Here is an 11989-nt window from a genome sequence, read left to right on the forward strand (position 1 = left end):
CCGCCGAGCCGCCGCATCGCCACTGTCCACCAGCGCCGCGGCTTCGACGAGCGCGGTGCGTGCCTGAAAAAGCCAAGCGTCCACGTGTCCCAAGTGCATGAGGGCAATCTGGTCCGGCTTACGTGCAGCGGCGGCGAAGAAGAGGCGGCGGGCCACACCAACGGTTCCGCCGTACCAGCAGGCGGCAACGCCAATGCCTCCCCAGGCAAAACCGTCACGGCTCAGGTACCAGTTGTTGTCGCCAACCGGTTGGGCGGCTGCCTTCTCGAAATCCACGGCTCCGCTGTCCACCGCACTCAGTCCGCGGCTTGCCCAGGTTCCGGGAACGGCATCCACGCCGTCTTGGCGCAGATCCACGGTGAACGCCCGCCGTTCGTTGTCACCGACATGGGCAGTCACCACGGCATGGTCGAGCCGCGAGGCGAGTGAGCACCAGGGTTTGCGGCCATCGAGACGCCAGGCGACGTCGTCGTTGGTTGCGGTAAGGCGCGCGCCCGGCCCCTCCGCCGCGAACACTCCCCAGGTGCCCTTGGGCGCCGGGATACCTGCCTGCGCCAGGATGGCGAGGGCGTCCAGGTGCGGCTCGGCGGTGCGGGCAACCGTGAGGTCCGCGGCCGCGATGGTGGCCAGGGTTTCCCAGAGGCGAAGGGTTGAGCCCTGTCCCGGCAACGGCGACGTCTCCAGTCCGCCCACCAGTCCAAGTGCTAATGCCACCGAACCCGCGGCAGACTCAGCTTCGTGGTAGAGAGCGTCGAGACTATCGGACCGGGTTGGCCCCAACGAAACACCATTCATTGACATTGCGGGACACCTTCGGGGAGCTAGCGGCATTTTCCCAAGCATACTTAGTTTTACCGTGCATGCAGCCTAGACCATTGGTCAATGAAGCACGCAGGTCTACGGTTGATTTCAACGGGAGGTGGTTTACTGTGCGCAGACGATTCGCCGCGGCCGCCGTCCTTGCCCTCCTGCTGACGGGTTGCTCCGAATCCATGTCCGCAAGGCCGCAGAACCCATACTTTGAGCAGCGTTCCGTGGATCTTGAGGCGGGGGACGTCATTGAGGCCGAGCCCAGCTATCACGGGTGGTGGAGTACGGTTGCGCACTCCCGCGGCACCGGCGGGTTTCCGCCGTCTGCCGTGCTGTACAGCGCCGACTCCGGGGAATTCATCGAGGGCTATGACCGCACCACGGGAACCCGGTTTGCCGGCACCGACCGCCTGCCTACGGGCGGGTGGCCGGCGGGGTCCGTAGTGGTGGTGGATCCGGCCACCGGGGTGGTGTGGGACAACTTCCGGGTGGACAGCCTGGGCGCTCCACTGCCTACCGATGGGCCGCTGGTCACCATGTCGCCTGGCTTCCCGCCCATCGCCGGCGATCCCCCGCCCGGGACGCTGCACATCTTTGGTAGGAACTACCAGACCGGCGACATTGTGTATTTGGGGACATCCCCCGCCGCTGACCCGGACTTTGAGCTCAACATGATCCTCGACTGGTGACTGGTGCCCTTGACTCCGCCGCCTTTCTCGGGTGGGCTGTAAACCACCGACGCAGGGAAGGGCTCATCGATGAAATCCCTCTGGCTTGACACCGCACCACAGATCCCCGCCGACTCATTCACCCCCGGTTCCGACTATGACTCGGTGGTAGTGGGAGCGGGGATTACCGGCCTGACCACGGCGGCACTCCTTGCCCGCTCCGGCCAGCGCGTGGCAGTCCTCGAAGCACGGCAGGTTGGAGCTGTCGCCACCGGAAACACCACGGCCAAACTTTCCCTCCTGCAGGGCACACAGATCTCCAAGATCGTCCACCACCACGGTGCAGGGCTTGCACGCCATTACGTGACCGGAAATCGGGAGGGTCAGAGCTGGCTTCTCCGCTTCTGTGCGGAACATGGCGTTCCCTTCGACACGCGGGACGCGGTCAACTACGCAGTGTCCGACGACGGCGCCGCCCAGCTTGCGTCCGAACGCGACGCCTGCGCGGAAGCAGGCCTCAATGCCGTGCTGGAGGATACGTCCGAGCTGCCATTTCCCGTGACCCGCACCCTCCGGCTTGCGGGCCAGGCACAGGTGCATCCGATGGACGTACTCGCCGCCCTTGCCGCTGATTTGCGCAAACACGGTGGGGTGCTCTGTGAAGGTGTACGCGTGGATGGCGTGACTGCGGGCAGCGCAAAGGGTGACCCGATCGACGTCCGCACCAACCGCGGACCCGTCCAGGCCGGAAACCTCGTTTTGGCCACTGGGACTCCGATCCTCGACCGCGGCGGGCACTTCACGGTACTCGCACCGCACCGCTCCTACGCCGCGGCCTTCACTGTGCAGGACGAGATCCCACAAAACATGTACCTCTCCGTGGACGCGCCGTCACGCACCCTTCGCGGCGCCGTCGTCAATGGGCGCCCCTACCTGATCACCGGAGGAAACGGTCACCCGGTGGGCCGGCAGGCGAACACCCAGTCGATGGTCGATGACATTATCCGTTGGACCCAAGAGCAGTTTCCCACCGCGCAGCCCGCGTACTCATGGTCCGCGCAGGACTACGAACCGGCGTCGTCGGTGCCGTATGTGGGCAGAATGCCGGTTGGCGGACACAACATCTATACTGCCACCGGCTTCAATAAATGGGGCCTCACCAACGGCGTTGCTGCGGCGCTCGCGCTGTCAGCGGAGATCCTCGGCGGACACATGCCGTGGGCAAAAGAGCTGTACAAACCACGGCTCGGCGCGCAGGATGCGCTGAGCACTGCAAAGGCGGGTGCCGCCGTCGGGCTGGAGGCGCTGACCGGGTGGCTGGGCGGGCTGGCCCGCACCGAGCGCGTTGTACCGCCCCAGGGCCAGGGCGTGGTGGTGCGCCAGAACGCCCGTCCGGTGGGAATCTGCCAGGTGGACGGCGTGACGCACCGCGTCTCCGCCGTGTGTCCACACCTCCGGGGAATTCTCAGTTGGAACGACGCCGAACGCTCCTGGGACTGCCCGCTGCACGGATCGCGCTTCACCTTTGATGGTGTGCTGCTTGAGGGGCCTTCCACCATGGATCTGCCGCGGGTTTAGTTCACTTCCTGTTCATTCCCCGTTCACCTGTATCGTGAAACGAGTGGTTTCCTTCCGGCACACTCCCATCGCCCTCATCAGCCTCAGCGCGTTGGCCCTGACTGCCTGCGGCTCCGACTATCCCCTGGGTTCCGAGCAGGAAGCCGCAGCCCAGAACGCCACGTCCACCCTTGACGGCTCCATCACCGGGGCCGGCTCCTCGGCGCAGGGGCCGGCCATGAACGCGTGGCGCGCGGACTTCGCGGCCATCCATCCGAGGGCGCAGATCCAATACTCACCTGACGGATCGGGGGCAGGACGCGGCGCGCTGTTGGCGGGCGCAGTGGACTTTGCCGGATCGGACGCCTATCTCAGCGACGAGGAACTGGAAGAGTCACGATCGGTATGCGGTCCCGAAGGGGCTTTTAACATTCCCGCCTACGTTGCCCCGATCAGCATCGCCTTCAACCTGCCCGGGATCGAGGAACTGAATCTCGACGCCGAGACGATCGCACGCATTTTCCGCGGCGAGATTGCGCGGTGGAATGACCCGGCGATCGCTCAACAGAACGACGGCGTCGATCTCCCGGATACACGGATTGCACCGGTGAGCCGGTCGGATGACTCCGGAACCACCGAGAATTTCACCGATTATCTGCACGCAGTGGTACCGGAAGTCTGGACTGACGAAGCCGACGGGACCTTCCCCGGCGATCTGGCAGGCGAGAACGCCAAGGGAAATGCCGGCGTCGTCAGTACTGTTTCCGGCACCGTGGGGGCCGTGACCTACGCCGATGATTCTGCCGTAGGGCCTCCGCTGGGACGCGCCAGATTGCTGGTGGGGGACGAGTATGTGACGGTGAGCGCGGAAGCCGCGGCCATCGCCGTCGACGCGGCCAGCCCAGTAGATGGGCGCGCAGACTTCGATATTGCACTGGACCTGGACCGGACCACTACGGAGCCGGGAGCGTACCCCCTGGTGCTGGTGTCCTATCACGTCTTTTGTTCGACGTACGAGGATGAAGCGACGGCCACCCTCGTGAAGGCCTTCGGGACCTTCGTGGTCAGCGAAGAGGGTCAGGAAGCCGCAGCCGCCGCGGCCGGAAGCGCGCCCATTTCCGCGAGTCTGTCCGTCCGCTCAACCGATGCGATTGAGACGATCAGCGTGCGCGACGGCTCCTAGAACCGGCAACGCTCACGCAGTTATTGCTGGAGCAGCCCTCTCTGGGGCGATATTTCACCAGTAATTGCGGGAGCGTTCAGGCTATGGCGGCCTACAAGGGGCTCGTCGCCCTGGGTCCACCGGACTCCGGATCATCGAGCGATGGATCCGCTCTTCCCGGGCCATCTTCGAGGGGATCCTCAACTCTGCGTGGGCTCGCCGCCACTCCCGCGGTGGTACTCGCGGCGCCACTGCCGGGCGCATCGACATCACCGCGCCAGCCGCCGGTCTCATGCCCCTTGTTTTCGATGAACTCCTTGAATCGTTCAAGATCGGCCTTGACCTGTTTGTTGTCGGCATTCACGGCCGAGCCAACCTTCTCCATGAAGCCCTCAGGTGACCAGTCGAGTTGGACGGTTACCCGCGTGTTGGTGTCGTCCAGCCGGTGGAAGGTCACCACGCCGGCATGGGAGGTGCCGTCCGTGCTCTTCCACGCAACCCGCTCGTCGGGGTGCTGTTCGGTGATTTCGGTGTCGAACTCCCGCTCAACGCCACCAATTTTGGTGATCCAGTGGCTTCCTGTTTCGGAGGTCTGTGTGATGGATTCAACACCGCCCATGAACTCCGGGAAGCTCTCAAACTGGGTCCACTGGTTGTACGCGGCGCTAACGGGGACTGCTACGTCGATTGACTCTTGAACTGTTGCCATTGACGGTTCCTCCTCAGGTTTGACACTTCACTCGGAACGCTTCGCGGCCACAGGACCGCTTTCCTGAACGCTAACGCACCTTGGGTCACAGATCAATAAATTCATAAGTTTGCTTAGTGTATGTCTCGATCCACTGGATTCACCGGATTGCATGGGTCTAGGGTGGAAGTCATACTCGTCGAGTGCGCAGCACCGACGGATTCCATCGTGAGTGGAGGAACTATGAAAGCGTCAAAGACCCTAACCGATAACATGCAGTCTGTGCTGGTGGACCTGGTTGAACTTCACCTGCAGGGCAAGCAGGCTCACTGGAACGTAGTGGGCAAGAACTTCCGGGATATGCATCTTCAGCTGGACGAGATTATCGAAGACGCGCGGCTTTTCGCGGACCAAATGGCGGAGCGCATGCGGGCGCTCCACGCGGTGCCGGACGGCCGGAGCGCAAGTGTGTCCAAGGGCACCGGGCTGTCAGAATTCCCGGCCGGTCTCGTTTCGACCAAGGACACCGTAGAAATGGTGGTGGACATGCTTGAGGCATCCGTCAAGCGGATGCGCGATGTCCATGACCAGGTGGATGAAGAAGATCCCACCACGGCCGACATCCTGCACGGTTTCATTGAGAAACTGGAACAATACGCGTGGATGGTGGATGCCGAAAACATGACTCCAACCGCAACGGTGGTCAAGCCCACCAAAAAGTAGTCCCGGTCGCGAAGGGCGGGAGTCCCGTGAGGACTCCCGCCCTTCGCGTCTAGGCCCGCTCCCCGCCGGACGAGGAAACACCGGGCAGGAACTCCTCGGGCAGCTCCGCCACCGGAATAATCACCATGTCCTGGACTTTCCAGTCCATATCAATGCATTCGATCCGCGCTGCTTCAAGACGCTTCATGGTCGGGCGGGCCCACTTCTTTGGAACCACGAACGATTCGACGTGAAACACATGTCCCTCATCCCGGACTCGTGACCTAGCCTCGAACACCCAGTCCAGCTCCGAGAGGTAGCCGTCAATGCGTGCTCCGATCGGGTCTGCCTCCGAATCGTCATAGGTTCGCGCACGGGTGTCGACAAGGCCGCCCACAGCCGCGCGCAGATTCTTGATCCCGTCCCTCAGGATGCTGAAGGAGATCACCAGTGCCGCCGCTGCGTCAGCCCACCACAGGCCAAGACCGATTCCCAGTACGCCTACTATCGCGGCAAGCGCCGTCATCCAGTCAGCCTTGTTCATGTCCGCATCCGCGTACAGCACCTTGTCGTGCAGGGTCTTGGCGAGCTTCATCTTGACAATGCCCAGGTAAACCGGCGGAACTCCCGTCAGCACCATGGCAACGATCATGAGCCAGCCCAGCCAAAAGGTTTCGCCGAAGAGCTGCACTGCACCAATGGTGGGATGCTCCGCAGTGACCAGTCCCAGGCCGGAGTCCACAATCAGGAACCCGCCCATGACCAGGAGAGCCACGGCGGCAACAAGGTGCGCAATCCCTACGGCCCTATGAAAGCCATACGGGTGGTTCCGGGTTGGCCGGCGCCTGATAATCCTCGTTGCGATCAGGAACGAGATGGGCGGGAGAAAGGACAACAGGTCCTCAATCCAAGCGGCCTTCATTGCCTGTGAGTTGCCGAGCACCAGGAACACCAGGAAGGTCCCGACCGCAAGGAATCCGAGGGTGATCCATTCGAATTTCACTGCTTTCCTCAGGGCGTCCTGCTGCTCTTCGGGAAGTTCGGTATGGCCGAAACGAACGGTGCTGCTCACGGGGCAACCTCCTGCTCGAGGAGGAAGCGCTCCAGATTAAGCAGGAACGCATTTTCGCCCAGGGGTGTCAGCATCACGTGCTTGATGGTGTTACCCCGTTGGTCGGTGGTTTCAGCATAGGGCAGTGTCATTCCTGCGTCCGTGACCCACGGGGTGTCATCAGCAAATCCACCAACCGCAAGATCCAGTTCACCAAGTTTCAGGCCTTCCGCCAGCTCCCGCTCGCTGCCCTGCACCCATTCGATCTCAGCATCGAGTGTTTTGGCGAAGTCTTGTACCAGCGCAGGCTCAACGCCCTGCGGATCGCCGCCGGGGCGGAGCTCCACCCACTCGCCGCTTGCTGTAACGCCCACATGCAGGATCCCATCCGTGACCTCATTCAGTGTCCCGTCCGGGTCAGCAGGGATGGCCATCCCGCATCCCGTCAACAGGACCAGGGCCAACCCCGCGAGGGGAAATCGTAGCTTTGGCACGTTCCGAAGATACTCCCTCACGTGCCCGTAACAAACACACGCAGCCGTGTCAGCTCCCGTGGAATTCCGGCTTCTCTTTTGCAAGGAATGCCCTGGTCCCCTCCCGCATGTCGGCCGTGGTGAAAGCCTGTTGGAAGGAGTCAGCCTCGATCCCCAGTCCCTCAGCGGTTGGCCTGCCGTGCGTCCGGGTGACAGTTTCTTTCACAAGCCCGACGGCGACGGGAGACTGCCTGGCGATCTCGCCTATGGTGCGGCGCGCGCCTTCCAGCAGTTCTTCGACGCTGTCGAATACCGTGTTGACCAAGCCAGCGTGCTGGGCTTCCTCCGCTGTGATGCGCCGTCCGGTGAAAAGCAGTTCCTTGGCCATCGGCAAGCCAACCAGCTGCTGCAGCCGCACAGCTCCGCCGAAACCGGGCACCAGTCCCAGGCTCACTTCAGGCTGACCAAAGGACGCGTTCGTGGAGGCGTAAATGAAGTCACAGGCCATGGCCAATTCGCAGCCCCCACCCAGCGCGTACCCGTTGACGGCGGCAATAACCGGAATGGGAAGGGCTTCCAGCTTGAGGGTCACGGCATGCATCCGGCGGCTGCAACCTCCGGCTTGATCGGGAGTCATGTCCGTCATTTCCTGGATGTCCGCGCCGGCAACGAAGGCCTTGCCCGCACCGGTGATAATCATTCCGCGCACCGGCCACGCGTCGTCGTCGTCGTCGTCGAATGCCGAGGTGAGGATGTCGACGCAATGATCCAGCTCCTCGATAACCTGGGTGGCAAGGGCGTTCAGCGCGTCGGGTCGGTTGATGGTGACGGTGAGGACCTTGTTGGAATGGTCGATGATCAGAGTTGCGTAAGTGGGAAACTGCATGGACGTGAGTCTAGCCATGCAACACGCCTGTCCAACGAATTGCCGGACTCAGCGGGCAGGCGTGGTCGGATCCTCTTTGGCGAGTGCTACCGCAAGCGGCGACGGGTACTTCCGCATGACCCGCACACCCCCGCACCATTCGGTACCCGCGCGGCCTTCATACTCAGCGCCCGCTGCCGTTGTTTCCACCGATTCCGCAGAAACGTCAGAGCCACATGGGAGGTTGTAATTCCCCACCACCGGACCGAGGAGACCAATCCATGACGGACCTCATCTTTCACCCAGCCACTTTCGCCCCTGAACTGACGCATCTGTGGAGCACTGATTCGTTCAACACCGCCAGGCTGCAGAATCAGATTGACCGTGAGAGTTTTGTGCTGCGCCTTGGCGGCACGGACACGCCTGTTCCGTATGCCTACACAGTGGGTCTGACCAGCTTGGGATTCTCCGAATTGATCTTCTACGGGCACCGCGCCGAGCACCTGTACCACGCTTGGGAACTGCTGGAACCGGTGCTGGAGGAAATCCTTGAGCCGGCGCTCACACTTATACGTGGACAGTTCGACGGCCTCACGGCGACTGTCCGTCACAGTGCCCTGCCTCGGCTCAGCGACGCCTACCGACTGTACGGTGCGGGTGGCTTCTCGGCCCTGCAGGTTTATTGGGTGGTGGGCAGCGGAAATCATCTGCCGCAGCCGTGGGAGATAAATTTCCTTGCCTCACAGCCATTTCTCGGCACAGGCACACTGGGTGACCTCAACCGGAATTAGGAGGACCGGATAGGGCGTCCGCGCCGTCATGATCGAGGGAATTACTGCAGGAGTTCCTGCGGAATGATGAGCAGCAGGCCAATCGCGGATCCATTGAACACCACGTGCGTGACAATGGCTGGACCCAACCGGCCCGTCCACACCGTGAGCAGGCCGCAAACAAGACCCACTGTAAACGTCCCCACCAACAGGTAGACGGAGGACCGCAGATCGGGAACCGCTCCAGTGTGCAGCAGGCCGAATGCGAGGGAACTGACGAGCACGGAAATCACCGTCGCGGTGACAAGCGACCGGCGCGGAACCGCTTCCGAGACACGGTGGCGTGACCGCGGCGACCGTAGCCACCAGGCATTCTGGACGGCCCTCAGCACCAGACCGCGGTTGAACAGTTCCTCAAGGAACGGCGCAATGAGTATCCCGCCAAGCACGGCGTTGAGCACTAACCAGACCGTATCGCCGGTCAGGAAAAGCTCGGCATTGCCCTGAATAACCTCTCCCTCTTCAAGTGGCCACAGCGCGGTCAGGAGCGCCAGAACCACTGCCAGCAGCACCCGGGCAGCAAGCCCAACGCCCAACCCGATGACGAGATCTACCCAGCGGAAGCGCAGCCCAAAGTCCTTGGCCAAAGACCCGAAACCCCACTTCTTTGATGCCACCAAGCAGGTGCCCAGCATCGCGGTCCACGTGAGCAACAGGGACGCAAAGACCAGCGCGGGTCCAAACGGGACCACTTCCACGAGCACCAGCGTTCCCGCCAACGGCAAGGCGATCACAAGCAGCAGGCCAATAACCGCGTGCCAAGTTCCCCAGCGCGGTTTGAGCAGCGTGCCCTGTTCCACCTGGGCGGGATTGGCCAGCTTCAGTCGGGGCACGACGCCGGATGGCCGGCCTGGCACGCCGCCAACCGGTGGCGCCGGAGCCGGCCCCGCGCCGTCGTCGTTCCCATTAGCAGCGTTCATATCCAGCACACTACCGGCCGGTAGGGCACGGGTTGGCGCGGACGGGAAAATTGCCTGTTGACGTATGGGCTTCGGAGTTCTTTAGTGAAGGGATGGGCGCCGTTCCAGCCCCGATCAAGGAGTACACCAGTGAGCGAGTTCGGATTGCCTGAGGGTTTTATCTTTGGAACGTCGACGGCTGCGGCGCAGATCGAGGGGGCGGTGAATGTCGGCGGCCGCGGACCAAGCATCTGGGACGAGTACGCAAGCACTCACAAGAACATCCTCGATGCCTCGAGCCCGGCCATCGCCTGCGACCACTACAACCGCTTCGAGGAGGACTTTGACCTGCTGCGTGACCTGGGCGGCCAGGCGTACCGCCTCTCCATTGCGTGGCCACGTATCCAGCCGACCGGCCACGGACCCGCGAATCCCGAAGGAGTAGCGTTCTACCACCGCCTTCTCGACGCATTGATTGAGCGCGGAATCCAGCCCTGGGTCACCATCTATCATTGGGATCTTCCCTTGGCCATGCAGGATGCCGGCGGTTGGCAGAACCGGGACACCATTGACGCATTTGTCGAGTACACCCGTATTCTCCGCGACGAGTACGGCAGCAAAGTGGCCGCGTGGATGACCGTCAACGAACCGGTGGTGCACACCGGAGTGGGGCACGCCGTTGGTCACGCGGCACCCGGACTCATGCTGTTGGGCAGCGCCTTCACTGTGGCCCACCACCTGTTGCTGGCCCACGGCCGGGCAACGCGGGTGCTCCGCGAAACGCTCAGCACACCCGTGGGCATAGTGAACAACCACTCGCCGGTGGAACCCGCGGGCGATTCCGAAAAGGAAGCCCGCCTCGCGGCACTGTACAACAGCTATCACAACGGCCAGTTCGCCGCGCCGCTCCTCACCGGCGCCTATCCCGCGGAGCTCGAAGAACTTGAGGGCATCCACTTTGACGTCATCCAGGACGGCGACATGGACATCATCTCCACACCGCTGGATTTTTACGGTATCAACTACTACTTCCCCACCAAGGTCGGTGCCGCGCCACCCTTCTATCCGGTTCCATTTGCACCTCGCGAGTACGACGGTGTCCCCGTCACCGACTTCAACTGGCCGGTCATGCCGGGGGGTCTGACGGAAATTCTCAAGCAACTCAAGGCGGCGTATCCCAACCTCCCTCCCGTCTACATCACGGAGAACGGCTGCGCTTACGACGACGGTCCCGGCGGCGATACGCAGGACACCCGGCGGATTAAATTCCTGGAGCAGCACCTCTCGGCTATTGGCGACGCCGTTGCCGGGGGCGTCGACGTGCGCGGCTATTTCCACTGGACGCTCATGGACAACTGGGAATGGCAGGAGGGTTACACAAAGAAGTTTGGGCTTATACGCATGGAACCCTCCACGCTGGACCGGGTTCCGCGGGCATCCTTCCACCGTTTCGCGGACATCATTGCTGCGCATAGAGCCCCGGCGACGAATGTGCCCCCGGTGATCGACCAAGCGCCCTCTCGGGCGCGCGTGGAGATCCCCTGAACCGTGCCGACCGCGTTACTGTGCCGGATCTCCACGCGCTCGTCCCTCGCTTGGTCGATCACCGGTTGGTCCAGTCGTCCCTCGCTTGGTCGATCACCGGTTGGCCTACGAGTCAGCGCGTAGGACGGCGCCCGCGGCCCGGCGCGCCGGGTTTGCCCCGCTTGTTAGGTCCCCGCATGCCGCGGGGCTTCCCGGAAGTGGCGCCGCGGGCCGTTGGTTTCTTCTTGGGCGCGGGCTCCTTCTGTGCAGACGGCTGCCGTGAACTGCGCTCGGTCCGTCCACGGACAATGCCGATGAACTCCTCGATGTCCTCGGTGGTGTGATCGGCCAGCCAGGCAACGCCGATTGCCGTCACCGGCCCATCGGTAACCGGCCGAGCAACCATATCCCTGCGGCTATGCAGCCGCGCCACGGACATCGGCAGTATCACCACGCCTGCCCCCGACGCGGCCACCTCCACGGCGGACTGGAATCCGCCGCATTCGGCAACGTCCAACAGGTTCTCCGCGGCAAGATCGGTCAGCAGAACATCCTCAAACAGGGACAGTTCATGCTCTTTTGACGCAACCACCACGGCCTGCTCCTCATAGAGAGGGATCAGGCTCAGGGATTCACGGTCCACGGGTAACCGCATAAAGGCGATATCCACGGATCCATCCCGGAGCGCGGAAGCCAGCGGGCCGTCGTCGTACTCGGTTGTCTCAACGGGCTTGCGGGGATGGCGATCGCGCCAGCGGCC

The 11989-nt window shown here is 62.9% G+C and carries 13 protein-coding genes; 6 read left to right on the forward strand and 7 right to left on the reverse strand.

The genetic code is table 11. From position 1 onward, the window contains the following. Positions 1-801: acyl-CoA dehydrogenase family protein (locus tag Y708_RS24345; protein ID WP_051478905.1), on the reverse strand; the 801-nt coding region annotated here is incomplete at its 3' end. Between the two features lie 128 nt (positions 802-929). Here Y708_RS24345 and Y708_RS0110835 point away from each other — a divergent pair. The 3 genes from Y708_RS0110835 (at position 930) to pstS (ending at position 4218) form a co-directional block, all read left to right on the forward strand. Beyond that, positions 930-1499 carry a hypothetical protein gene (locus tag Y708_RS0110835; RefSeq protein WP_028279955.1) on the forward strand — a complete coding sequence of 190 codons (570 nt, stop codon included), beginning with the start codon at positions 930-932 and terminating at the stop codon, positions 1497-1499. Positions 1500-1568: 69 nt separating this feature from the next. Beyond that, positions 1569-3056, forward strand: coding sequence for an FAD-dependent oxidoreductase (locus Y708_RS0110840; protein WP_028279956.1), 1488 nt, complete (start codon positions 1569-1571; stop codon positions 3054-3056). A gap of 34 nt (positions 3057-3090) precedes the next feature. Beyond that, positions 3091-4218, forward strand: coding sequence for a phosphate ABC transporter substrate-binding protein PstS (pstS, locus tag Y708_RS0110845; RefSeq protein ID WP_028279957.1), 1128 nt, complete (start codon positions 3091-3093; stop codon positions 4216-4218). A gap of 91 nt (positions 4219-4309) precedes the next feature. Here the strand turns inward: pstS and Y708_RS0110850 are convergent, their stop codons facing one another. Further along, complete coding sequence (locus Y708_RS0110850) at positions 4310-4906, reverse strand: SRPBCC family protein (RefSeq protein ID WP_028279958.1); 597 nt, start codon at positions 4904-4906, stop codon at positions 4310-4312. 222 nt (positions 4907-5128) lie between these two features. Here Y708_RS0110850 and Y708_RS0110855 point away from each other — a divergent pair, with 222 nt between their 5' ends. Further along, a complete protein-coding gene (locus Y708_RS0110855) occupies positions 5129-5608 on the forward strand; it encodes a Dps family protein (RefSeq protein WP_028279959.1) in 480 nt (159 codons plus the stop codon). 49 nt (positions 5609-5657) lie between these two features. On the opposite strand, the gene Y708_RS0110860 is transcribed toward Y708_RS0110855, so the two are convergent. From Y708_RS0110860 to Y708_RS0110870, 3 genes are read right to left on the reverse strand one after another with little or no spacing between them, the layout of a single operon-like run. Next, entirely contained in the window at positions 5658-6659 is a 1002-nt protein-coding gene (locus Y708_RS0110860) for a cation efflux transmembrane domain-containing protein (protein WP_028279960.1), read from the reverse strand. Continuing rightward, a complete protein-coding gene (locus Y708_RS0110865; protein WP_028279961.1) occupies positions 6656-7132 on the reverse strand; it encodes a transporter substrate-binding domain-containing protein in 477 nt (158 codons plus the stop codon). The genes Y708_RS0110860 and Y708_RS0110865 overlap by 4 nt, the downstream gene beginning before the upstream one ends. 49 nt (positions 7133-7181) lie before the next feature. After that, a complete protein-coding gene (locus Y708_RS0110870; protein WP_028279962.1) occupies positions 7182-7997 on the reverse strand; it encodes an enoyl-CoA hydratase/isomerase family protein in 816 nt (271 codons plus the stop codon). Positions 7998-8257: 260 nt separating this feature from the next. Between Y708_RS0110870 and Y708_RS0110875 the strand changes: the two genes are divergently transcribed. Beyond that, positions 8258-8767 carry a hypothetical protein gene (locus Y708_RS0110875; protein WP_028279963.1) on the forward strand — a complete coding sequence of 170 codons (510 nt, stop codon included), beginning with the start codon at positions 8258-8260 and terminating at the stop codon, positions 8765-8767. A gap of 41 nt (positions 8768-8808) precedes the next feature. On the opposite strand, the gene Y708_RS0110880 is transcribed toward Y708_RS0110875, so the two are convergent. Further along, positions 8809-9726, reverse strand: coding sequence for a CPBP family intramembrane glutamic endopeptidase (locus Y708_RS0110880; RefSeq protein WP_028279964.1), 918 nt, complete (start codon positions 9724-9726; stop codon positions 8809-8811). 129 nt (positions 9727-9855) lie between these two features. Here Y708_RS0110880 and Y708_RS24350 point away from each other — a divergent pair, with 129 nt between their 5' ends. Beyond that, positions 9856-11250: a GH1 family beta-glucosidase gene (locus Y708_RS24350; RefSeq protein WP_081746707.1), complete on the forward strand. Its 1395-nt coding sequence runs from the start codon at positions 9856-9858 to the stop codon at positions 11248-11250. Between the two features lie 112 nt (positions 11251-11362). On the opposite strand, the gene Y708_RS24355 is transcribed toward Y708_RS24350, so the two are convergent. Beyond that, the coding region (locus Y708_RS24355) for a LysR family transcriptional regulator substrate-binding protein (RefSeq protein ID WP_035776020.1) at positions 11363-11989 on the reverse strand (627 nt) is incomplete at its 5' end.

The sequence above is a fragment of the Arthrobacter sp. H5 genome (assembly GCF_000520595.1).
In the GTDB taxonomy this organism is placed as follows: domain Bacteria; phylum Actinomycetota; class Actinomycetes; order Actinomycetales; family Micrococcaceae; genus Arthrobacter_D.

What these genes read in the sequence shown, in the direction of transcription:
- Y708_RS0110850 (WP_028279958.1), bottom strand. Translation starts at nt 4,906, where the DNA reads ATGGCAACAGTTCAAGAGTCAATCGACGTAGCAGTCCCCGTTAGCGCC.
- Y708_RS0110880 (WP_028279964.1), bottom strand. Translation starts at nt 9,726, where the DNA reads ATGAACGCTGCTAATGGGAACGACGACGGCGCGGGGCCGGCTCCGGCG.
- Y708_RS0110840 (WP_028279956.1), top strand. Translation starts at nt 1,569, where the DNA reads ATGAAATCCCTCTGGCTTGACACCGCACCACAGATCCCCGCCGACTCA.
- Y708_RS0110870 (WP_028279962.1), bottom strand. Translation starts at nt 7,997, where the DNA reads ATGCAGTTTCCCACTTACGCAACTCTGATCATCGACCATTCCAACAAG.
- Y708_RS0110855 (WP_028279959.1), top strand. Translation starts at nt 5,129, where the DNA reads ATGAAAGCGTCAAAGACCCTAACCGATAACATGCAGTCTGTGCTGGTG.
- Y708_RS0110875 (WP_028279963.1), top strand. Translation starts at nt 8,258, where the DNA reads ATGACGGACCTCATCTTTCACCCAGCCACTTTCGCCCCTGAACTGACG.